23 protein-coding genes are annotated in these 20695 nt (G+C 73.9%); 15 read left to right on the forward strand and 8 right to left on the reverse strand.

Annotation, left to right across the window (positions count from 1 at the left end; translation table 11 throughout):
* The first annotated feature begins 85 nt into the window (after positions 1–85).
* The 4 genes from ACSHWO_RS16175 (at position 86) to ACSHWO_RS16190 (ending at position 2453) form a co-directional block, all read left to right on the forward strand.
* Positions 86–709 (forward strand): DJ-1/PfpI family protein, encoded by a 624-nt coding sequence (locus ACSHWO_RS16175; RefSeq protein WP_438312641.1) that lies wholly within the window; start codon positions 86–88, stop codon positions 707–709.
* Positions 702–1220, forward strand: coding sequence for a MarR family winged helix-turn-helix transcriptional regulator (locus ACSHWO_RS16180; protein WP_385841531.1), 519 nt, complete (start codon positions 702–704; stop codon positions 1218–1220). The genes ACSHWO_RS16175 and ACSHWO_RS16180 overlap by 8 nt, the downstream gene beginning before the upstream one ends.
* Before the next feature lie 187 nt (positions 1221–1407).
* Complete coding sequence (locus ACSHWO_RS16185) at positions 1408–1803, forward strand: nuclear transport factor 2 family protein (RefSeq protein WP_361097178.1); 396 nt, start codon at positions 1408–1410, stop codon at positions 1801–1803.
* A gap of 5 nt (positions 1804–1808) precedes the next feature.
* Positions 1809–2453: a LysE family translocator gene (locus ACSHWO_RS16190; RefSeq protein ID WP_385841538.1), complete on the forward strand. Its 645-nt coding sequence runs from the start codon at positions 1809–1811 to the stop codon at positions 2451–2453.
* 31 nt (positions 2454–2484) lie between these two features.
* Here the strand turns inward: ACSHWO_RS16190 and ACSHWO_RS16195 are convergent, their stop codons facing one another.
* Positions 2485–2970, reverse strand: coding sequence for an HIT family protein (locus ACSHWO_RS16195; protein ID WP_438319118.1), 486 nt, complete (start codon positions 2968–2970; stop codon positions 2485–2487).
* A gap of 324 nt (positions 2971–3294) precedes the next feature.
* Between ACSHWO_RS16195 and ACSHWO_RS16200 the strand changes: the two genes are divergently transcribed.
* The 7 genes from ACSHWO_RS16200 (at position 3295) to ACSHWO_RS16230 (ending at position 10924) form a co-directional block, all read left to right on the forward strand.
* Positions 3295–4329, forward strand: coding sequence for an alpha/beta hydrolase (locus ACSHWO_RS16200; RefSeq protein WP_438312645.1), 1035 nt, complete (start codon positions 3295–3297; stop codon positions 4327–4329).
* On the forward strand, positions 4322–5536 hold the full coding sequence (locus ACSHWO_RS16205) for an acyltransferase family protein (RefSeq protein ID WP_438312647.1): 1215 nt from the start codon (positions 4322–4324) through the stop codon (positions 5534–5536). The genes ACSHWO_RS16200 and ACSHWO_RS16205 overlap by 8 nt, the downstream gene beginning before the upstream one ends.
* A gap of 10 nt (positions 5537–5546) precedes the next feature.
* Positions 5547–6902 (forward strand): sensor histidine kinase, encoded by a 1356-nt coding sequence (locus ACSHWO_RS16210; RefSeq protein ID WP_385841554.1) that lies wholly within the window; start codon positions 5547–5549, stop codon positions 6900–6902.
* An 8-nt stretch (positions 6903–6910) separates the two neighbouring features.
* Positions 6911–7591: a response regulator transcription factor gene (locus tag ACSHWO_RS16215; protein ID WP_361097163.1), complete on the forward strand. Its 681-nt coding sequence runs from the start codon at positions 6911–6913 to the stop codon at positions 7589–7591.
* Between the two features lie 87 nt (positions 7592–7678).
* Positions 7679–9019: a sensor histidine kinase gene (locus ACSHWO_RS16220; RefSeq protein ID WP_438312651.1), complete on the forward strand. Its 1341-nt coding sequence runs from the start codon at positions 7679–7681 to the stop codon at positions 9017–9019.
* Positions 9016–9675 (forward strand): response regulator transcription factor, encoded by a 660-nt coding sequence (locus ACSHWO_RS16225; protein ID WP_361097157.1) that lies wholly within the window; start codon positions 9016–9018, stop codon positions 9673–9675. The genes ACSHWO_RS16220 and ACSHWO_RS16225 overlap by 4 nt, the downstream gene beginning before the upstream one ends.
* Positions 9676–9727: 52 nt before the next feature.
* Entirely contained in the window at positions 9728–10924 is a 1197-nt protein-coding gene (locus tag ACSHWO_RS16230) for a cytochrome P450 (RefSeq protein ID WP_438312653.1), read from the forward strand.
* Between the two features lie 72 nt (positions 10925–10996).
* Here ACSHWO_RS16230 and ACSHWO_RS16235 read toward each other — a convergent pair whose 3' ends face one another.
* Both ACSHWO_RS16235 and ACSHWO_RS16240 read right to left on the reverse strand, forming a co-directional pair.
* Complete coding sequence (locus tag ACSHWO_RS16235; protein ID WP_438312655.1) at positions 10997–12583, reverse strand: ABC transporter permease; 1587 nt, start codon at positions 12581–12583, stop codon at positions 10997–10999.
* On the reverse strand, positions 12580–13554 hold the full coding sequence (locus ACSHWO_RS16240) for an ABC transporter ATP-binding protein (protein ID WP_438312657.1): 975 nt from the start codon (positions 13552–13554) through the stop codon (positions 12580–12582). The genes ACSHWO_RS16235 and ACSHWO_RS16240 overlap by 4 nt, the downstream gene beginning before the upstream one ends.
* A gap of 75 nt (positions 13555–13629) precedes the next feature.
* Between ACSHWO_RS16240 and ACSHWO_RS16245 the strand changes: the two genes are divergently transcribed.
* A complete protein-coding gene (locus ACSHWO_RS16245; protein WP_385841719.1) occupies positions 13630–14136 on the forward strand; it encodes a GbsR/MarR family transcriptional regulator in 507 nt (168 codons plus the stop codon).
* A 179-nt stretch (positions 14137–14315) separates the two neighbouring features.
* Entirely contained in the window at positions 14316–15653 is a 1338-nt protein-coding gene (locus tag ACSHWO_RS16250; protein ID WP_438312659.1) for an MFS transporter, read from the forward strand.
* Here the strand turns inward: ACSHWO_RS16250 and ACSHWO_RS16255 are convergent.
* Entirely contained in the window at positions 15637–16473 is an 837-nt protein-coding gene (locus ACSHWO_RS16255) for a diacylglycerol kinase (RefSeq protein WP_438312661.1), read from the reverse strand. The genes ACSHWO_RS16250 and ACSHWO_RS16255 overlap by 17 nt on opposite strands.
* Positions 16474–16657: 184 nt before the next feature.
* Between ACSHWO_RS16255 and ACSHWO_RS16260 the strand changes: the two genes are divergently transcribed.
* Complete coding sequence (locus ACSHWO_RS16260; protein ID WP_361097139.1) at positions 16658–17941, forward strand: adenylosuccinate synthase; 1284 nt, start codon at positions 16658–16660, stop codon at positions 17939–17941.
* 551 nt (positions 17942–18492) lie between these two features.
* Here the strand turns inward: ACSHWO_RS16260 and ACSHWO_RS16265 are convergent.
* The 3 genes from ACSHWO_RS16265 to ACSHWO_RS16275 form a co-directional block, all read right to left on the reverse strand.
* Positions 18493–18708: a hypothetical protein gene (locus ACSHWO_RS16265; RefSeq protein WP_438312663.1), complete on the reverse strand. Its 216-nt coding sequence runs from the start codon at positions 18706–18708 to the stop codon at positions 18493–18495.
* On the reverse strand, positions 18705–18935 hold the full coding sequence (locus ACSHWO_RS16270; protein WP_438312665.1) for a hypothetical protein: 231 nt from the start codon (positions 18933–18935) through the stop codon (positions 18705–18707). The genes ACSHWO_RS16265 and ACSHWO_RS16270 overlap by 4 nt, the downstream gene beginning before the upstream one ends.
* A gap of 64 nt (positions 18936–18999) precedes the next feature.
* Positions 19000–19593: a TetR/AcrR family transcriptional regulator gene (locus tag ACSHWO_RS16275; protein WP_438312667.1), complete on the reverse strand. Its 594-nt coding sequence runs from the start codon at positions 19591–19593 to the stop codon at positions 19000–19002.
* 102 nt (positions 19594–19695) lie between these two features.
* On the opposite strand from ACSHWO_RS16275, the gene wrbA reads away from it, so the two are divergent.
* Positions 19696–20292, forward strand: a complete 597-nt coding sequence (gene wrbA / locus ACSHWO_RS16280; protein WP_438312669.1) for an NAD(P)H:quinone oxidoreductase — start codon at positions 19696–19698, stop codon at positions 20290–20292.
* On the opposite strand, the gene ACSHWO_RS16285 is transcribed toward wrbA, so the two are convergent.
* Positions 20289–20666: a DUF6193 family natural product biosynthesis protein gene (locus ACSHWO_RS16285; protein WP_438312671.1), complete on the reverse strand. Its 378-nt coding sequence runs from the start codon at positions 20664–20666 to the stop codon at positions 20289–20291. The two genes, wrbA and ACSHWO_RS16285, sit on opposite strands and share 4 nt — an antisense overlap.
* Positions 20667–20695: the final 29 nt, after the last annotated feature.

Raw genomic sequence — 20695 nt, forward strand, 5'->3', positions numbered from 1 at the left:
ACTCCCCCCCATTGACAGCATGCTGCCGAAATGCCAGCCTGCTGTCATACGAGCTCCACCCCTTCGGACGGCGGGAGGCACGGCCATGGCAACGCAGAAGCGGGTCCACCTGGCGGTCTACGACACGTACGCGGACTGGGAGACCGGCCACACCACGGCGCACCTGACCCAGCGCGGCCACCGGATCCGCACGGTCGGCCTCAGCGCCGAGCAGCCGGTCACCACCATGGGCGGCGTCCGCATCCAGCCGGACATGGCCCTCGCGGACCTCTCGCCCGAGGACTCGTCCCTGCTGATCCTGACGGGCGCGTCCCTGTGGGACACCGGTGACGCGTTGGCGCCGTTCGCGGCGAAGGCGCGGGAGTTCCTGGCGGCCGGAGTGCCGGTCGCGGCGATCTGCGGCGCCACGGCGGGGCTCGCCCGCGCGGGGCTGCTGGACGGCCGCGCCCACACCAGCGCGGCCGCCGAGTACCTGGCCCACCAGCCGGGCTACGCGGGCGCCGGGCGGTACGTGGAGGCCGACGCGGTGGCGGACGGCGACCTGATCACGGCGGGGCCGACGGAGCCGGTGGCCTTCGCCCGCGAGGTCTTCGCCCGCCTGGGCACGTACCAGCCGGAGGTCCTGGACGCGTGGTACCGCCTGTTCCACGACTCGGACGCGAGCGCCTTCCCGGTCCTCATGGCGGCGGCGGAGCGCGGCGATGCCTGACCCGGAGCCGGGAACGGGCACGGGTACGGCGGCAGAGCCCCTGTCGCTGCGCGCCCGCCAGGACCTGCTCAGCCGCACCGCCCTGGGCGTCTTCGGCCTGAACGGACGCTTCCTCGCCCTCTCGGAGGAACTGGCCCGGCCGGCCGGGCTGACGGCGGCGCGCTGGCAGGTGCTGGGCGCGGTCCTCCAGCAGCCGCTGCCGGTGGCGGGCATCGCCCGCGCCATGGGCATAACCCGGCAGAGCGTCCAGCGGGTCGCGGACCTGCTGGCCGCGCAGGGCCTGGCGGAGTACGTACCCAACCCGGCACACCGACGCGCGAAACTGCTCCGCCCGACGGAGGAGGGCCGCGCCGCGATCGCGCGCATCAACCCCGGCCACGCAGCCCTGGCCACGGCCCTGGCGGAGCACCTGGGCGAAGCCGCGTTCCGCGAAACGGTGGCGGTCCTGGACCGCCTCACCACGGCCCTGGACTCCCTCCCGACCCGCCCTCCCGACCCCGCCGACGCTTGAGCCGCGAGGCCCGCCTTTCCAGCCCCGCCGGTGCTTGCGCCGCGGGGACCGGGGCGGAGCCCCGCGCAGCGGAACACCGGCTGCCGCATGCCGCGCCACCCCACCCCGCCCGCCCCAACATGACGAAGTCAATAAGCCTGTTGGCAAAGCTTGTTGCCCGCCGCCAACCCCCCGCACACTGCCGCCCATGGACCCGTTGAAGGTAGTGGCCCGGCTATGGGAGCGCATCGACGCACACGACTGGCACGGCGCGTCCCTCCTCCTCTCCGAGGACGCCGTCATCGAATGGCCGGTCAGCGGCGAACGCATCGTCGGCCGCGCCAACTTCATCGCCGTCAACAGCGATGACGCCTACTCCGAGGCGAGACGCGTCCACATCCTCCGCATCTTCGCCGACGCCGACGGCGACGACGTGGTCACCGAGGTGGAGGTACCCCAGGACCACGTCGTCTACCGCGCCGTCTCCCTCTGGACCGTCCGCGACGGCAGCATCGTCGCCGCCCGCGAGTACTGGACCAGCCCCGGCCAGGACCCGGCCCCCCGCTGGCGCGCGGGCTACGTCGAACCCCTGCTGGCAGACTGAGCCACGTGCTCACGCAACTCATCACCGCGACCGGCGTCCTGGCACTGCTCACCCTGGTCCCCGGCCCCGACATGGCCATCGTGACCAGGCGTGCCGTCGCCCGCGGCCGGGCGGACGGCCTGCGCACCGTGGCAGGGATCACCGTCGGCCTGCTCCTGTGGGGCGTGCTCACCGTCGCCGGCCTCGCCGGCCTTCTCGCCGCCTCGGCGGAGGTCTACCTCGCGGTGAAGCTCGCGGGCGCCGCCTACCTCTGCTTCCTCGGCATCCAGTCCCTGCGCCGCCCGGGCGCGGTCCCGGCCCCCGAGGGCCCGGGCACCGAGGACGCGGGCACCGAGGACCCGGGCGTCCGGGCTGAGGGCGCCGGCGCCTGGCGCACCGGCCTGGTCAGCAACGCCCTCAACCCCAAGATCGCCGTGTTCTACACCGGTCTGCTGCCCGCCCTCACGCCGTCCGGCCTGCGCCCGGCGGCGGGCATGGCCCTGCTGGTGCTGGTCCACCTACTGCTGACGGTGGCCTGGCTGGGCACGTACGTGTACGTCCTCTCGCGCGCCCGGCGGTTCTTCGGCAGGCCGCGCGTGAGCCGGGCCCTGGACCGGGTGACCGGGGTGGTCCTGATCGGCTTCGGCATCCGGGTGGCGACGACCCCGTAGCCCCGGCCCCGAGCCGGGGCCCGGGCTGCGGTCACCGCGCCGTGTCGCCGCCCAGCCGGTCGAGTTCCTCGCCGATGGCCGCGCGCAGCCCGTCGTGGCGGGGGCCGAGCTCGTGCTCGCCGCCCCGCCAGTACCGCTCCTCGTACAGCCAGACGGGCAGTTCGACCCGGTCGGCGGGCTCCCAGTCGTAGCGCGGCCAGACGTGGGCGTGGAGGTACGGGTCCTTGTTGCCCAGGATCTCGATGTTCACCCGGCGGAACGCCGGGTCGAGGCGCCGGCAGGCCCGCTCGACGGCCTCGGCGAGCCGTTCCATGTCGCCGAGGTAGGCGGCCCTGCGCGCCCGGGGCAGGTCGGAGAGCCGGGTCACCGACGGGTCGTCGGTCAGCAGGACCGAGTAGCCGGGGAGGAACTGCCGGTCCCCGATCACGGCGAAGCCCTGGTTGAGGCGGCGCAGCACGGTGGGGTTCCCGCCCCGGTGCGCGCTGCCGATGCGGTCGTTGCGCCAGTCGTTCTCGATCACGTCCGTCACCGTAACGGCCACTGCCCCGGGGCGTCGTATCTCAAGTCCGGGGTCTGCGAGGCGGCTTGCACTCCGCCCGGGGGATGCAGCCCGAGAGATGATCGACTCCGCCTTCCGAACCGCCCGGCCTGGCTCCCAGGTTGCCCCTGTCATACCTGAGAGCTATTCACAAAGGCGGCTCCCCAGCGGGACGCCGACCAGGTCCTTCCCTTTCTAACTTCGAGACCAGAAAGCGCAGGAGGGCCGGCCGCCGACACGGGCGCCGCTCGAAGGGGCCGAGGGGCGCCGCGCGCAGGCGAGCGAAGGAGCTGGGGGATCGCCATGACCCGCCTCGAAGGACGCACCGAAGGACACCTCGCCGAGCTGCGCGACGGACACCCCGGGGGACGGCCCGCAGGACGGCCCGAGGGACGCCGCACCGCAGCCCGCCTGCGCGGCCGTCTGCGCCGCACCCTGCTGGCCGGCCTCGTCGCCGCGGCCGTGGCCGTGCCCGTGTCCGCCGCCGCCTCCTCGGACGTGCCGGCGCCGATACCGGCGGCCACGGAGCGGGCCGCGCCCCGGGAGGCGTACGCCGCGAACCTCGCCAACCTCGCCGAGGCGGCCCGCACGGCCCGCGACGCCGGGCGGACCGGCCGCGCCGACCGGCTCCAGGCCATGGCTGCGGAGGGGACCGCGCAGTTCCTCGCCTTCGACGGCCGGGCCCGGGGGCGTGCCGTCGAGGTGTTCGGCGACCTGGAGACCGCCGACCGGATCACCGTCCTGGTGCCCGGCTCCGACACCACCCTGGACACCTACCAGCGGTTCCGGGCCGGGGCGGTCGCCCTGCACCAGCGGCTGAAGGCCGAGCACGACCGCTCCGCCGTGGTCGCCTGGCTCGGGTACGACACACCGGGCACCGTCAGCGCGACCGTGCTCACCGCCGGCCGGGCGGAGGAGGCCGCCGCCGGACTGGCGCCGTTCCTCCGCCGCTTGGAGGAGCTCTCCGTCCCCGAAGCCCGGCTCTCCCTCCTGTGCCACTCCTACGGCTCGGTGGTCTGCGCCCGTACCGCCACCGGCCCCAAGGTCGGCGACCTGGTCCTGTACGGCAGCCCGGGCACGGGCGCGGCCTCCGCCTCCGAGCTGCCGACGGCCGCCCGGGTCTGGGCCGGGCGCGGCGCCGACGACTGGATCGGGGGCGTCCCGCACGTCCGGGTCGGCGCGGTCGGGTTCGGCACCGATCCCGTCTCCCCCGCCTTCGGCGCCCGTGCCTTCGCGGCCGGGCGGGTCGCCCACAGCGACTACCTCAAGCCCGGCACCGAGTCCCTCGACAGCCTGGCCCGCATCGTCCTCGGCACCCCGGAGGCCCCCCGTGCGTAGGCTCCGCGCCCGCTGGTCCGTCCTCGCGCACCGGGTGGAGGCGGCCACGCCCGCCGGCCGGGACCGGACCGTGGATGCACTGCGTGCCTTCGCCATCCTCGGTGTGGTGCTGGGGCACTGGCTGGTCACCGCGCTGACCGCCACCGCCGACGGCGGCCTGAGCACCACCAGCCCGCTGTCCCGGATGCCCTGGCTGGCACCGGTGTCCTGGGTGTTCCAGACGCTGTCCGTGTTCTTCCTGGTCGGCGGCCATGTCGCGGCCCGCGGGCAGGCGGCCGCGCGGGAGCACGGGGTGTCGTACGGCGCCTGGGTCGGGCAGCGCCTGTCCCGGCTGTTCCGGCCCGTGGCCGCGGTACTGGCCGTGTGGGCCGTCGCCGCGGGCGGGATGCTGCTCGGCGGGGCGGAGCCGGCCACCGTCCACGCGCTGGTCCGGCTCGTGCTGTCCCCGCTGTGGTTCCTCCTCGTCTTCGCCGCGCTCACCGCCGCCACCCCGCTCGTGGCCCGGCTCAACCCGCTGTGGCCGCTGGCCGTGGTGGCCGGTGTCGACGTGTGGCGGTTCGGGCTCGGCGGGCCCGAGTGGATCGGCTGGGTCAACGTGGCCGCCGGCTGGCTCGTCCCCTACACCCTCGGCGCCGCCTGGTCCCGGGGCGCGTTCGCCCGGCGCACCCCGGCCGTCCTGCTCCTGGCCGGCGGTGCAGCCGGCACCGCCGCGCTCGTCCTGTGGGGCGGGTACCCGGCGTCCATGGTCGGTGTCCCGGGGGCGGCGATATCGAACCTGAACCCGCCGACCCTGGCCGCGGCCGCCTTCGGCCTCGCCCAGTGCGGGCTGGCGCTGCTGCTGCGCGAGCCCCTGGCCCGGGCCATGCGCCGACCCCGGGCCTGGGCCGCGGTGGCCCTGGCCAACCTGTCCGCGATGACGGTCTTCCTGTGGCACCAGACCGCGATGATGGCCGTCACCGCCCTCGGCCTGCTGGCCCCTGCCGACCTGCCCGGGCTGCACACCGTGCCCGACTCCCCGCTGTGGATAGCGGCCCGGCTGCTGTGGCTCCCGGTCTTCGCCGCCGCGCTGGCCGTGTGCTGGACCGCGTTCCGGGCGTACGAGCAGGCCGCGCGGCCCCGCCGGGGCACCCCCTCCCGTACGGTCGCGGGCTCCGCCGTCCCCGCCGTCCGGCGGCCGGCAGACGAGGAGATGATCACTCATGTCTAGGCTGGGCCGCGTGACCGACCAGAGCGAACGACCGGCAGCCCCCGCGGACCGGGCACCGGGCGGAGCCGCCGGCCCGGCCCGGACCCCGGCCCCCGCGGAGACCGCCGCGCGGGGCCGTGCCCTGTTGCGCACCGTGGCGCTGGACCTCTTCACCCTGGAACGGAACCCGCTGCCCAGGCTGTCCCGGCCCCGCTGGCTGGCCTGGCTGCCCCACGCCGCCGTCGTCTACGTCGCGGTGCTCTTCGCGTTCCTGACCACCGAACAGATGAGCAACAGCTACCAGGTCACCGGCGGCTGGCCGCTGGTGGCGGCGCTGGCGAGCGGTGGGTCGATCCTGCTCGCGTTGTTCCGGCCCGTCGCCGCCTGGTGGCTCGCCCTGCTGGCTGCGGGCCTGGTCGCGACACACATCCACGACCACGTCGGCGAAGGGCAGTCCTGGCCCTGGCCCGCGAACGGGATGATCGCCTTCGCCGTGGTGCTCCTGCTGGTGGCCCTGCGCGTGCCACCGCGGGTGACCGTGGTCGTCGTCACCGTCCCCGTCGTGCTCACCGCGCTGGCCGAGGCGCTGCTGCAGCCGAAGCACAGTGAGAGCTTCGTCCTGAGCGTCCTGCTCCTCTTCGGCTTCGTCGGCCTGCTCGGGTACGCGCTGCGCGCCACCCGGCTCGCCCGCACCAAGCTCGCCGAGCAGGAGACGCTCACCGAGGAGGAGCGCGCCCAGCGCACCCTGCTGGAAGAACGCAGCCGCATCGCCCGCGAGCTGCACGACGTGGTCGCCCACCACATGTCGGTGATCTCCATCCAGGCGCAGGTCGCCCCGCACCTGGTCGAGAACCCGTCCGAGGAGCTCAAGGAGAACCTGGCGGGCATCCGGGAGAACGCGCTGGAGGCCCTCACGGAGCTGCGCCGGGTGCTGGGCGTGCTGCGCTCCGAGCACCCCGACGACGCGGCGAACCCGCACCACCCGCAGCCCACGCTCGCCGAACTGGACGGCCTCGTCGACAACGTGCGCGGTGCAGGCCTGACCGTCACCACCGAGATCGCGGGCGTACGCCGTCCGCTGGCCCCGGGCGTCGAGCTCACCGCGTACCGGATCGTGCAGGAGGCACTGAGCAACTGCCTGCGCCACGCGCCGGGTTCCCAGGTCGAGGTGGGCGTCGCGTACGGGCCGCACGAACTGCTCCTGTGCATCGCCAACACCGCCCCGACCCGCCCGGCACCGCCCTCGCAGGGGGCGGGGCACGGGCTGCTGGGCATGCGGGAGCGGGCGGGCATGCTGGGGGGCGAGCTGGCCGCCGGTCCGCGGCCCGGCGGAGGGTACGAGGTGAGCGCCGTGCTTCCGATGGATCCCGTGACGCAGAAGGGCTGAGAAGACAGATGACGACGCCGGCCGACCCGATCCGGGTGATGATCGCCGACGACCAGATGATGGTCCGGCAGGGCTTCACCGTCCTCCTCAACGCACAGCCGGACATAGAGGTCGTCGGACAGGCCGTGGACGGCGCCGACGCGGTGGCGAAGACCGCCGAACTCGGGCCTGACGTGGTGCTGATGGACATCCGGATGCCCGGCATGGGCGGCATCGAGGCGACGTCCGCCATCACCGCCGCCGCGGGCTCCGCCGTGAAGGTGCTGGTGCTGACCACCTTCGACCTCGACGAGTACGTGTACGAGGCGCTGCGTGCCGGGGCTTCCGGCTTCCTGCTGAAGGACGCCTCCGCCGACCAGCTCGCGGAGGCGGTGCGCGTGGTGGCGGCGGGGGAGGCGCTGCTGTCCCCGAACATCACCAAGCGGCTGATCACCGAGTTCTCCCGGCTGGGGGCGCCGAGGGCGCCGTCGAAGGCGCGGATCGCGGAGCTGACGGAGCGGGAGACGCAGGTGCTGGTGCTGATCGCGCAGGGCCTGTCCAATGCGGAGATCGCGGCGCGGCTGGTGGTCGCCGAGCAGACGGTGAAGACCCATGTGGGTCGGATCCTGGTGAAGCTGGGCCTGCGCGACCGCACCCAGGCGGCGGTGTTCGCGTACGAGACGGGTCTGGTCCGCCCATCGGGCTACTGAGGGTGGCGGGTAGTACCTGAGAGGGAGGCCGGGAGATCCCCTTCAGCGCCGACGCGGACGACGGGGCGCCCGGCCTACCGTGGGGGCATGACCGAGACGACCACATCCGGGGCGCCGCCCCGGGCCCCCGAGTTCCGGCTGGCTTCCGAGCTGCTGCAGGGCCTGCGCGAGGACCTGATCACGGATGCGTTCGCATACCGGCCGCTGCCGCCGATGCGCACCGACGGCCTACTGTTGCGCCGGCTCCCGCAGCGGATACGCAGGCGGTCGGTGTACCTGCGGCACGCCGTCGTGGCCGCGGTCGCCCTGTTCGTGCTGCTGCTCGCCGCGACCGACAGTGGCACCGACTGGGCGCTCGGCAGTCTCGTGGTGGGGCTGGTGGCGGCCGCGCCGGTCCTGATGACCCTGGTCCGTCCCGTGGGGGCTTTCTGGGCGGCGCTGGTGGCCACCGAGGCGCTCTCGCTCGTCGGTTCGGACGTGGGCCTGTGGCCCCGCTCCCCGGGCGCCTTCGTCATGTACCTGTTCGTGGTGACCGTGGTGGCGATGCGGACCCGGCCCCGGGCCGCCGGCTGGATGTGGCTGATCACCCTGCTGGTCGGGCTGGTGGTCCCCACCCTGCTCGGGCTGGGTGAGCCGGACCACGTGGCGCCGATCGCCTTCCTCCTGGCGGTGTCCCTGCTGGTGGTGACGGTCCGCCATGTCCGCCGCGAGGCCGCTCAGGAGGTCAGTGCGCAGCTGGAAGTCACGGCCGTCGAGCGGGACCGGCGCACCCTGCTGGAGGAGCGCACGACGATCGCCCGCGAGCTGCACGACGTGGTGGCGCACCACATGTCGGTGGTGGCGATCCAGGCGGAGGCCGCGCCCTACCGGGTGAAGAACCCGCCGCCGGAGCTGGAGGCCGCGTTCGCGACCATCCGGGAGAACGCGGTGGCGGCGCTGACGGAGCTGCGGCGGGTGCTGGGCGTGGTCCGCTCCGCGGACTACGCGGCGCCCGACGCCCCGCAGCCGACGCTGGCCCAGTTGGACGGGCTGCTGGCCAATGTGCGCGATGCCGGACTGGGCGTGGAGAAGACGGTGACGGGCGCGGTGCGGGAACTGCCGCAGGGCGTCGAGCTGTCGGCGTACCGGATCATCCAGGAGGCGCTGAGCAACACGCTGCGCCATGCCCCGGGCGCGGCGGCCGAGGTCGAGGTCAGCTACGTGCTGGGCGGGCTCGGGATCCGCGTGGTCAACGGGAAGCCGACCGGGGGCGCGCGCCCCTCGCCGGGCGCCGGGCACGGGATCACGGGGATGCGGGAGCGGGTGGCCATGCTGGAAGGGGAGATGACGGCCGGGCAGACGGAAGCGGGAGGGTACGAGGTGGCGGTGTTCATACCGGTGCGGGGACGGCAGGAGCCGGCCCAGGACACGGCGCAGGCGCCGGCATGACGATCAGGGTGCTCATCGTCGACGACCAGATGATGGTCCGGGAGGGCTTCTCCGTCCTGCTGAACGCGATGGACGGGATCGAGGTCGTCGGTGAGGCGGTCGACGGCCGGGAGGCGATCGCCCGGGTAGCTGCGCTGCGGCCGGACGTGGTGCTGATGGACATCCGGATGCCGGTGATGAACGGGCTGGAGGCGACGCGGGAGATCGTCGCCGCGGACACGGACGCGAAGGTACTGGTCCTGACGACCTTCGACCTCGACGAGTACGTGTACCAGGCGCTGCGGGCCGGGGCCTCCGGCTTCCTCCTGAAGGACGCCTCGGCGCGGCAGCTGGCCGAGGGGGTGCGGGTGGTCGCGTCCGGGGAGGCGCTGCTGGCGCCGACGGTCACCAAGCGGCTGATCCTGGAGTTCTCGAAGCTGTCGGCGACGCCGCGGCTCGCCGGTTCGGCGGCGGTCGAGGCGCTGACGGAGCGGGAGACGGAGGTGCTGGTCCTGATCGCCCAGGGCCTGTCCAATGCGGAGATCGCGGACCGGCTGGTGGTCGCCGAGTCCACGATCAAGACGCATGTGAGCCGGATCCTGGTGAAGCTGGGCCTGCGCGACCGCACGCAGGCGGCGGTGTTCGCGTACGAGACGCGGCTGGTGACCCCGTCGTAGCGGGCACCCGGTGGACCAGCGGACCTTCCGGTCACGGGACTAGGCTGCCGACATGGGCTTTGATCCGTGGGATGCCGCGTTCGTCGCCGATCCGTACCCCGCCTACCGGGAGCTGCGCGCCCAGGGCCGGGCGATCTGGTGGGAGGCCACCAGGCAGTGGCTGGTGCCGCACTACGCCGATGTGAGTGCGCTGCTGCGCGACCGGCGGCTGGGGCGGACCTATCTGCACCGGTTCTCGCACGAGGAGTTCGGGCGGCAGGCCCCGCCGCCGGAGCACGAGCCGTTCCATGTGCTCAACGGGAACGGGCTGTTGGACCTGGAGGATCCGGCGCACGGTCGGGTGCGGCGCCTGGTGTCGAAGGCGTTCACCCCGCGGACGGTGGAGCGGCTCGCACCGGCCGTGGAGCGGCTCGCCGGGGAGCTGGTCGGGCAGTTGCTCGCGGACGGCGGCGGTGATCTGCTGACCGTCGTGGCCGAGCCGCTGCCGGTGGCGGTGATCGCCGAGCTGCTGGGGGTTCCGGAAGCGGACCGGGGGCTGTTGCGGCCCTGGTCGGCGGACATCTGCGGGATGTTCGAGCTGCGGCCGGACGAGGAGACGGCGCGGCGGGCGGTCCGGGCGAGCGTGGAGTTCAGCGCGTACCTGCGGGAGCTGATCGCCGAGCGGCGGGGGCGGCCCGGCGAGGACCTGATCTCGGGGCTGATCGCCGCGCACGACGAGGAGGGGCGGCTCAGCGAGCAGGAGATGATCTCCACCTGTGTGCTCCTGCTGAACGCGGGGCACGAGGCGACGGTCAACACCACCGTCAACGGCTGGTGGGCCCTGTTCCGCAATCCGGAGCAGCTGGCCGCGCTCCGTCCGGAAAAGTTGTCCACAGCTGTGGACGAGCTGATGCGCTACGACACTCCACTACAGATGTTCGAGCGGTGGGTCCTCGACGACATCCGGGTCGGTGACACGGTCATCCCCCGCGGGGCGGAGGTCGCCCTGCTCTTCGGCTCCGCGAACCGGGACCCGTCCCGCTTCGCGGACCCGGACGTGCTGGACCTGTCCCGGACCGACAACCCGCACCTCAGCTTCGGCGCGGGCATCCACTACTGCCTGGGCGCCCCCCTGGCCCGCCGCGAGCTGACGGCTTCCTTCGGCGCCCTCCTGGCCGACGGCGTCCCGCCGCTGAAGCTCGTCCGCGAACCCGAGTGGCAGCCGGGCTACGTCATCCGCGGCCTGCGCGAGCTCCAGGTCGCCTTCTGAGTCGGGGGCCGTCGCGGACGGGACGCGGCGCGGCCCCCGCGGATCCCGCGGGGGCCGTCGGCACGTGCCGGGTCAGGCGGCGAGGTCCCTGCGGCGGAGGGCGGTGAGGCCGGCCGCGAGGAGGGCCGCCGCGAGGGCGGTCAGGGCCAGCAGCGGGGTCCAGGCCAGGGCCTGCGCTCCCGGGAGCTTCGGCAGGTGGGCGAAGGGCGAGAGGTCGAGGACGGCCTGCGGGAGGTTCAGGGCCGGGCCGATCCAGCCCAGCAGCAGCACGGCTCCGGCCACCCCCCAGGCGCCCGCGGCGTACTTCGGGGCGGCGCCGTGCAGCAGGGCCGCCAGGGCGCCGATCACCCACACCGCCGGGAGCTGGGCGAGGACGGCGCCGGTCGCCGCGGCCACGTCCCGGCCGTGCCCGAGGCCCAGGCCGAGCCCGCCGAGCAGCAGGATCAGCCCGGATCCTCCGAAGGCCACGGCCAGGTGCCCGCCGGCCCAGCGCAGCCGCCCGACCGGGGCGGCGAGCAGCGGTTCGGCGCGCTGCCCGGTCTCCTCGGCGGTCAGCCGCAGCACCGCCGAGACGATGTACAGGGCGGCGACCATGCCGAGCATGCCGGCCATGGTGGCGAGGAACGCGTCGGCGAGTGCGCTCTGCCCGCCCATCCGCTGGATGATGTCGCGGGTCCGCTCGTTGTCGCCGACGAGCTGGGTGGCGCCGTCCGTCATCGATCCGAAGACCGCCCCAGCCGTCAGGAAGCCGAGGCTCCACCCGGCCAGGCCGCCCCGCTGGAGCCGCCAGGCCAGCGCGCCCGCACTGCCGATGCGGCCCTCGGCGGGCCCGGGCCGGGCCGGGAGGAAGCTCATGCCGACGTCGCGGCGTCCGGCGAGGACGTACGCGGCCGCCACCAGCAGCGCGGCCGCCGCGGCGAACAGGCCGAGCACCCACCAGCGTTCGCCGGCGAAGGCCCGTACGTGTTCCAGCCAGCCGAGCGGCGAGGCCCAGGTCAGCGCGCTCTCCCCGGCGGGGGTGCCCGCGTCCCCGGCGGCGCGCAGCACGAACGCCGCGCCGATCAGCGCGCCCGCGAGGCCCTTCGCGAGCCGGGCGCTCTCGGTGAGCTGCGCGGCGATGGCGGCGATGCCGGCGAAGAGCATGCCCGTGGCGCCGATGCCCAGCCCGAGTGCGAGGGCCCCGGCCGCGCCGTGCGCGCCCGCCAGGCCGCCGGTGACGAGCAGCGCGGCGGCTGCGTTGGCGGTGAGGGCGGCGAGCAGTGCGGCCGTGAGCGGGGCGCGCCGCCCCACCATGGCGGCCGAGAGGAGTTCCTGGCGGCCCGTTTCCTCTTCCTCGCGGGTGTGCCGGACCACGACGGCCAGGCTCATGATGCCGGCGAGCACCCCGGCGAAGACCGCGCCGCGCCAGGCGGTGAGGGCGCCGAGGGAGTCTGCGAAGACGGGCCCGTACAGGGCGCGCAGAGAGCCGTTGGTGTTCATGGTGGCGGCAAGTCGGGCCCGGTCGGCTCCGGTGGCGTACGCCGATTCCAGGGCGCCGGGCAGGCTCAGCACCATCAGGGCCACGACCAGGACCCATGCCGGAAGCATGATCCGGTCGCGGCGCAGGGCGAGGCGCAGCAGGGCGGCCGTTCCGGCGAGTTGGCCGAGTCGGTGTTTCATCGCGCCGCGCCCGCCTTCGTCCGCGCCGCCGGGTGCACGTCGTCCGCGTAGTGGCGCAGGAAGAGCTCTTCGAGGGTGGGCGGGGTCGCGGTCAGCGAGCGCACCCCGGAGGTGGTGAGGGAGCGCAGGACGGCGTCCAGCTTGTCGGTGTCGGCCTGGAGGCGGATCCGCTGCCCCTGCACCTCGACGTCGTGGACGCCGGGCAGCTGTGCGATGCCGTTCGGCGGGCCGGCGAGCTCGGCGCTGATCGACGTGCGGGTGAGGTGGCGCAGCTCGGCGAGGCTGCCGGTCTCGACGGTGCGGCCCTTGCGGATGATGCTGACGCGGTCGCAGAGGGCTTCGACCTCGCTGAGGATGTGTGAGCTGAGCAGGATGGTGCGGCCTTCGGCGCGGGCCTCGGCGACGCAGTCCTGGAAGACCCCCTCCATCAACGGGTCGAGGCCTGAGGTGGGCTCGTCGAGGACGAGCAGCTCGGCGTTGGAGGCGAAGGCGGCGACGAGGGCCACCTTCTGGCGGTTGCCCTTGGAGTACGTGCGCCCCTTCTTGGTGGGGTCGAGCTCGAAGCGTTCGATCAGCTCGGCGCGGCGGGCCCGGTCGAGGCCGCCCGCCCGTCGCCCACCACCGCCCTGCCCGACGCGCGCGGCGCGGCTGCTCTGGTGCAGCCGCCCGAAGAGGTCGATGACCTCGCCGCCGGAGAGGTTGCGCCACAGGGTGACGTCGCCGGGGACGTAGGCGACGCGGCGGTGGAGCTCCACGGCATCGGCCCACGGGTCGCCGCCGAGCAGCTCGGCGGTTCCGGAGTCGGCGCGCAGCAGGCCCAGCAGGACGCGGATGGTGGTGGACTTGCCGGCGCCGTTGGGGCCGAGGAAGCCGTGGACCTCGCCGGTGGCGACGGAGAGGTCGAGTCCGTCCAGAGCGTGGGTGCGGCCGAACGCCTTGTGGAGTCCGGCGACGCTGATTGCCTTCGTCATGATTCCGAACGTACGCTACTTTCATAAACTTGTGAAGATCGGGAACAGCGTAAAGTTCGGAGGGTGGCGAAGCAGATGGACACCGGAAACACGCAGGACGAGCACGAGGAACGGGACACCGAGGCGGTCTCCCGCTTCGTGGAGCGCTTCGCGGCCCAGCTGGCCGACGCCGGCATGCAGCGCATGGCCGCCCGCGTCTTCGCACAGCTGCTGGCCAGCGACAGCGCTGCGATGACCTCGGCCGAGCTGAGCGAGGCCCTGCAGATCAGCCCGGCCGCCGTGTCGGGCGCGGTGTCGTACCTGACGCAGGTCAACATGGTCAGCCGCGAGCGCGAGCCGGGCTCCCGGCGCGACCGCTACGTCCTGCACAACGAGCTCTGGTACGAGACCTTCACCCGCCGCGACCAGGTCCTGACCCTGTGGGAGAAGACCCTGCGCGAGGGCGCGGCAGGCCTCGGCGCCGACACCCCGGCCGGGTCGCGGATCGCCGAGACCGCGGCGTTCTTCGAGTTCCTCCAGCACGAACTGCTGGGGATGATGGACCGCTGGCGCGCCCACCGCGCCACCCTCGACCTGCCGTGACCTGGCGCGACCACGACCTGGCGCGACCGGCCCTGACATGACCTACCCTGCCTGACCAGGTGTCACCCGGCCCGGCCCGAAAGCCCGTTCGGGCAGATCGTCACACCCGGCTCCGGGGGCACCTGCTATAATCCACTTGCTGCCTTCGGCGCCCAGTGGAGCGTCCGGAGGCTTTTTTCATGCCTTCTGACACTCCAGAACCCGCAGCCCCAGCCCCAGCCACCGCACCCACGCCTCCTCCCCCTCCCGCCCCCACCGGCTACCGCGCCCTGCTCCGCAACCGCGAGTTCGCCGGCCTCTACGCCGGCCTCACCCTGACCGTCGCCGCGAGCACCCTGTCCGGCTTCGCCCTCGGCACCCTCGTCGACCGGCAGACCGGCTCCCCGTTCCTGACGGCCGTGAGCATGTACGGCGCCACCTTCGCCACCGTGCTCGGCGCGCTCACCCTCATGTCCGTCGCCGACGGAAAGCACCCCCGCCGCACGCTCCTCGCCCTCCAGGGCCTCTCCCTGGCCGGGGTCGCCGCCCAGGCCGTTCCCGGGCTGCCGCTGGCCGCCCGGTTCGGGCTGCTCCTGCTGCTCGGCTTCTTCCAGTCCCTGGGGACCGGCACCCGCATGGGCCTGCTCGCCGAGACCGTCCCCACCTCCGCGTACGCCCTCGCCCGCTCGCTCATGAACATCACCGCCGGCGCGGTGTCCGTGCTCGGCTTCGCCCTCGGCGCCGTACTGCTGGGCCGGCTCGGCCCGTACCGGGTGTTCGCCGTCGCCGCCGTGCTGACCGGCCTCGCGCTCGCGGTCGTGGCCGTGACCGTACGGGAGCGGTCGATCCGGCCGACCCGCCGGCCCGGCCTGCGGCAGACGTGGACGACCAACGCCGAACTGTTCGCCCACCCCGGCCGGCGGGCCCTGCTGCTGAACCTGTGGGTGCCGAACGGCCTCGTCGTCGGCTGCGAGGCCCTGTTCATCCCGTACGCCCCGCAGCACGCCGGCACCCTCCTCGCCGCCGGCTCGGCCGGAATGCTCCTCGGGGACCTCGCCGTCGGCCGGCTGCTCACCGAGGAGCGCCGGCGCCGGTACGCCTTCCCCCTGCGCCTGCTGCTCGCCGTCCCCTTCCTCGGCTTCGCCTTCGACCCTCCAGTGCCTCTCGCGGCCGCCGCGGTGTTCGCCGCGAGCGCCGGCTTCGCCGCGACCCTGCCGCTCCAGGAGGAGCTGCTCGCCCTGACCCCCGACGCGGTGCGCGGGCAGGTCCAGGGCGTCGAGTCGGCCGGCCGGATGACCTGGCAGGGCATCGGCGCCGCCCTCGCCGGCGCGGCCGCCCAGTACCTCGGCCCGGCCACCGCGATGACCGTGCTGGCCGCCGCTTCCGCGGTGGTCACCCTCGCCTCCCGCCGCGCCGTCGCCCGCGCCGCCACCGCGGACACCACAGCCGCCGCGAACACCGCCGGCACCGCAGACGCCAGTGACACTGGCGACACCGGCGACGCACCGGCGGCCCCGCAGGTCAGCGCGGGCGGATGAGCCCCCACGCCGCCGGCCGCAGGGTCCAGGTCCGCCGGCGCACCGGCCCCGCGACGGCCCCGTCGGCCCGGTACCGGAAGTCCGACCCGGTCACGGTCACCACCCGGGCCCGGGCCCCGACCGCGGTGCCGTCCACCCGGACGACGACCTCCGCGAGCCCTCCCCCGCCCGGCTCCAGCGACAGGTCCTCCAGCGGCCGGTCCACATCGGCCAGCACCACCCCGTCGGCCTCCACCCGCAGCCGGTGCCCGCCGGCCCCGCCCCGCGCCGGTCGGGCCGCGGCCGGCGGCGGCCCGACCAGGGTGCGCACCAGCGAGCGGTACGCGCTGCGCACCGAGGGCCCCGCCGGCCGCGGCACGGGCGGCCGAACGGATGGAATCCGCAGCCCCCCGAGGACCACCCCGTCGCTGTCGTCCACCAGCAGGTCCCGCATGCCGACGACCCCGTCGAGGGCCGCCCGGGCCGCGGACACCGCCGACAGCGGGACCCCCAACGCCCTCACGAGCCCCAGCGTTCCCATCTGCCCCACCGGGACGACGGACACGACGCCGGCGGCGTCCCCACCGAGCCCGCGCTCCCGGTGCAGCAGCCCCACGGCCCGCACCAGCGCGCGGTCGTCGCCCACGATCACGGGCCGCCGATGGCCCCGGCGGGCGAGGGCCCGCGCGAACTCCTCCGGTGAATCCGGGAGGCTGACCTTGGCCGCCGCCCCCGCCGACAGAACATCCCTCGCGATCCGCACGGACTCGCCGTCGAGACGGCGGGCGACCGGGTCGACGAGCACCAGCAGGCCGCCGACCGGCGCGCCCGCAGGGCTCATGGTGGGCTCCGGAGCCGACACCTCGGTCCTTCCTCGGGTAGCATCTTTGTGCAAGAGGCCCTTGCGCTATTGCGCCAGGGCCTTCGTCTATTCCGGGGTACCGGTCCGACGGCCCAGCCTGCGGTGTACATCGTCGTACGCCCCCTGGCCTTGGACATGCCCCATCCGGAAGAGGTGTACGCCTGTGCCCGCTCTTGTGCTGCTCGGAGCTCAGTGGGGTGACGAGGGCAAGGGAAAGGCCACCGACCTGCTCGGTGGATCCGTTGACTACGTGGTGCGCTACCAGGGCGGCAACAACGCCGGCCACACGGTCGTCGTAGGCGACCAGAAGTACGCACTGCACCTTCTCCCTTCCGGCATCCTGTCCCCCGGATGCACCCCGGTCATCGGCAACGGCGTCGTCGTCGACCCGTCCGTACTCCTCTCCGAGCTGCGCGGGCTGAACGAGCGCGGCATCGACACGTCCAAGCTGCTGATCAGCGGAAACGCCCACCTGATCACGCCGTACAACGTGACCCTCGACAAGGTCGGCGAGCGCTTCCTCGGCAAGCGCAAGATCGGCACCACCGGCCGCGGCATCGGCCCGACCTACGCGGACAAGATCAACCGCGTCGGCATCCGCGTCCAGGACCTGTACGACGAGTCGATCCTCACCCAGAAGGTCGAGGCGGCGCTGGAGAACAAGAACCAGCTGCTCGCGAAGCTGTACAACCGCCGTGCGATCGAAGCCGCCGCGATCGTGGAGGAGATGCTCCAGTACGCGGACCAGATCAAGCCGTACGTCGCCGACACCACGCTGATCCTCAACAACGCGCTCGACGAGAACAAGGTCGTGCTGTTCGAGGGCGGCCAGGGCACCCTGCTCGACGTCGACCACGGCACGTACCCGTTCGTGACCTCGTCGAACCCGACCGCGGGCGGCGCCTGCACCGGTACCGGTGTCGGCCCGACCAGGATCAGCCGGGTCATCGGCATCCTGAAGGCCTACACCACCCGCGTCGGCGCCGGCCCGTTCCCGACGGAGCTGTTCGACCAGGACGGCGAGGACCTGCGCCGCATCGGTGGCGAGCGCGGCGTGACCACCGGCCGCGACCGCCGCTGCGGCTGGTTCGACGCTCCGATCGCGCGGTACGCCACCCGCGTGAACGGCCTGACCGACTTCTTCCTCACCAAGCTGGACGTGCTGACCGGCTGGGAGGAGATCCCGGTCTGCGTCGCGTACGAGATCGACGGCAAGCGCGTCGAGGAGCTGCCGTACTCGCAGACGGACTTCCACCACGCGAAGCCGATCTACGAGACCCTCCCCGGCTGGTCGGAGGACATCACCAAGGCCAAGACCTTCGCGGACCTGCCGAAGAACGCGCAGAACTACGTGAAGGCCCTGGAGGAGATGTCGGGCGCCCCGATCTCCGCGATCGGCGTCGGCCCGGGCCGCACCGAGACGATCGAGATCAACTCGTTCCTGTAGGGACGGGCCGCCTCCCGTCGGGAAGGGGGCGGTGCGCCGACCGGCGCACCGCCCCCTTCCGCTTTCCGTGCAGCTACTTGTTGTCGTAGTAGCCGAAGACGTCGACGACGAGGACGCCGGCCGCGGCGGCTCGCCCACGGTGCCCTCCGCGTACTGGTCCCACGAGTTCGTGTCCGGGGCCACCGAGAGGAAGCCTTCGCTGACGGTGTTGGTGACGGTGGTGTTCAGGACGAACGCTTCGTAGTTCTTCGCGCCGCACGACAGCGGCAGCCAGGCGTAGCCGCGGGCCGGGTCGGGGCCGGCTTCCTGCTCGGTGCTGCGGGTGTCGAGCATGCGGTACGGCCTCGACAGCGGCAGGTACGACGCCTTGCCGTCGGGGCTGTAGTAGCCGACGACGTCCACCACCACGTCGGCGTCCATCCAGCTGCCGTTCCGGATGCTGGTCTTCCCGGCCGCGCCGACCGGCACGATCACCGCGTTGGCCGTGGTCGTCCACGCCGCGAAGTTCACGTTCGACGTGGCCGGGGCCGCCCCGCCGCTCGGGAACACGGTCAGGTGGCCGGGGCCCGCCGGTCGGTGGCCGTCACGTTCAGCGCCACGGCGGTGGCGCCCGCGGGCACCTTCCCGCTGCCCGCGACCCGGACGTCGAAGGAGCCGTGGCCGGGCACCCGTCGCTGCCCGCCGAGCCCCGTCCGGGTGTCGACGATGCGCTCGGGGGTCAGTGCGCTGTAGCCGTTGGCCGCCGACCGGGTGAAGTAGCCGGTCACGTCCGCGACCAGTGGCTGTGGGTCAGGGTGACGCCGCCGGACACCTGGGCGGTGTCCTTGGTCCCGTCGCCCCACTCGACGGTGACGGAGAGCGGCCCCGTGGCACCGGTGACCACGGTCTCCAGGTCGAGGCCGTGCGCCGTCCCGGCCGTGGCGCTGAGAGCGACCCGCAGGTCCGGGTTGCCGTCCACGGGCCCGGCCCGCGGAGCGGCGTCGGCCCTGCCCACCGAGAATCGGACGACGAGCGGGGCCGCGGGGCCGAAACCAACCGCCTTCGCGCGGGCGCCGGCGTCAGCCCGCCGCCAGGAGGGTGTCGATGCTCGCCTTGATGCGGTCGAGCGGCACCTGGCGCTCCACCGTCAGGTGCTCGAACAGGCTCGGCACGAACGGGGCGAGCAGCAGGTGGGCGAAGACCGGCGCGTCCACCCCCGGCCGGGTCTGCCGGAGCAGCATCGTCACGTGCGTGTGCAGGGTCCGGTAGGCACCGCTGTGGTACCGCGCGCCCGGCGACGCGGCCTCGGCGGCGGCCATCACCGCGCGGTTGCCGACGAGCCGCTCGGCCAGCGTGAACAGGAACGCCCGAAGCCGCTCCTCCGGCGGCGCCCCGGGCCCCAGCGGCGGGGGGCCGCTCAGGAAGGCCTCCTGGAAGCGCCGCTCGTCGTCGTCGAGCAGGGCGATCAGCAGCCGGCTGACGTCCCCGAAGCGCCGGTAGACCGTGCCGACGCCCATCCCCGCGGCGTGCGCGACGGCGTTCATCGTGACGGCGTCCGCCCCACGCTCGGCGACCAGGCGCGCGGCCGCGTCCAGGATCTTCCGCCGGTTGCGTGCGGCGTCCGCGCGTTCGGGCGGGGCCTGACCCGAGACGGGCAGTTCGGTGCGGCTCATGTCCCGAGGTTACCGGACGCCCCTTGCCAAACGGATCGCTATCCGTTTAACTCTGAACCAGTGCAGGAACCGGATATCGATCCACTTAGGCAGGGAACCGTCATGAGCGCCAAGGTCGCCGTCATCTACTACTCCTCCACCGGGAACGTCCACGAGCTGGCGAAGGCGGTCGCCGAAGGAGCCGAGAAGGCCGGCGCCGAGGTCCGGTTCCGCCGGGTCCCCGAGCTCGCCCCGGACGCCGCGATCGACTCCAACCCGGCCTGGCGCCAGCACGTCGAGGACACCAGGGACGTCGAGATCGCCACCCTCGACGACCTCGCCTGGGCCAACGCCTACGCCATCGGCTCGCCGACCCGCTACGGCAACATCTCCGGCCAGCTGAAGCAGTTCCTCGACACCACGGGCGGCCTCTGGCAGCAGGGCGTCCTCTCGGACAAGCCGGCCACCGGCTTCACCAGCGCGCACAACGCCCACGGCGGCAACGAGTCCACGCTGCTCGCCCTCTACAACACGTTCCACCACTGGGGCTCGATCATCGTCTCCCCCGGCTTCACCAACCCGGCCGTCTTCGAGGCCGGCGGCAACCCGTACGGCACCTCGCACCCGGCGAGCAGCGGCGAGGTCAGCGAGGCGACCCGGACGGCCGCCCGGTACCAGGGCGAGCGCCTCGCGACGATCGCGGCGCGCCTGGCCGGCTAGCCGTCGCACCGCACGCGGCCGGCCAGTGCGACGGTCTCGGCGGCTCCGCCCGTCTCGCGCACCCGGCCGTCGGCCGTCCGCACCTCGTGGCGGCCGTTCCCGAGCGCCCGGATCCACGGCAGATCGGTGCAGCCCGGCGGGGTGACGCGGCGGCTGAAGCGGAGCCAGCACATGCTCCGGTCCGGGGACGGGGCCCGCAGCCGCGGCGTGGCGAAGGCGGCCTCGACGAGGGCGTGCAGCCCTTCGCCCTGCTGTCCGGGGGCGCGGTCCGCGCGCAGCTGGCGCCACCTGGCCTCCACTCCCTCGCCGCGCTCGTACGCCTCGGACAGCGGCGCGGGCTCGACGAACGGCCCCTGGGCGGCGGGTTCGCGCACCCGCGGACGGCGGACCCAGGCGGCCAGCA

Origin of the sequence: Streptomyces pallidus (ex Mingjun et al. 2026), assembly GCF_051550185.1 — a bacterium.
Classification (GTDB): Bacteria; Actinomycetota; Actinomycetes; order Streptomycetales; family Streptomycetaceae; genus Streptomyces.

Coding starts and splice junctions, on each gene's coding strand:
- ACSHWO_RS16225 (WP_361097157.1), top strand. CDS start 9,016: ATGACGATCAGGGTGCTCATCGTCGACGACCAGATGATGGTCCGGGAG.
- ACSHWO_RS16220 (WP_438312651.1), top strand. CDS start 7,679: ATGACCGAGACGACCACATCCGGGGCGCCGCCCCGGGCCCCCGAGTTC.
- ACSHWO_RS16230 (WP_438312653.1), top strand. CDS start 9,728: ATGGGCTTTGATCCGTGGGATGCCGCGTTCGTCGCCGATCCGTACCCC.
- ACSHWO_RS16255 (WP_438312661.1), bottom strand. CDS start 16,473: ATGAGCCCTGCGGGCGCGCCGGTCGGCGGCCTGCTGGTGCTCGTCGAC.
- ACSHWO_RS16235 (WP_438312655.1), bottom strand. CDS start 12,583: ATGAAACACCGACTCGGCCAACTCGCCGGAACGGCCGCCCTGCTGCGC.
- ACSHWO_RS16275 (WP_438312667.1), bottom strand. CDS start 19,593: ATGAGCCGCACCGAACTGCCCGTCTCGGGTCAGGCCCCGCCCGAACGC.
- ACSHWO_RS16250 (WP_438312659.1), top strand. CDS start 14,316: ATGCCTTCTGACACTCCAGAACCCGCAGCCCCAGCCCCAGCCACCGCA.
- ACSHWO_RS16175 (WP_438312641.1), top strand. CDS start 86: ATGGCAACGCAGAAGCGGGTCCACCTGGCGGTCTACGACACGTACGCG.
- ACSHWO_RS16240 (WP_438312657.1), bottom strand. CDS start 13,554: ATGACGAAGGCAATCAGCGTCGCCGGACTCCACAAGGCGTTCGGCCGC.
- ACSHWO_RS16200 (WP_438312645.1), top strand. CDS start 3,295: ATGACCCGCCTCGAAGGACGCACCGAAGGACACCTCGCCGAGCTGCGC.
- ACSHWO_RS16215 (WP_361097163.1), top strand. CDS start 6,911: ATGACGACGCCGGCCGACCCGATCCGGGTGATGATCGCCGACGACCAG.
- wrbA (WP_438312669.1), top strand. CDS start 19,696: ATGAGCGCCAAGGTCGCCGTCATCTACTACTCCTCCACCGGGAACGTC.
- ACSHWO_RS16180 (WP_385841531.1), top strand. CDS start 702: ATGCCTGACCCGGAGCCGGGAACGGGCACGGGTACGGCGGCAGAGCCC.
- ACSHWO_RS16185 (WP_361097178.1), top strand. CDS start 1,408: ATGGACCCGTTGAAGGTAGTGGCCCGGCTATGGGAGCGCATCGACGCA.
- ACSHWO_RS16245 (WP_385841719.1), top strand. CDS start 13,630: ATGGACACCGGAAACACGCAGGACGAGCACGAGGAACGGGACACCGAG.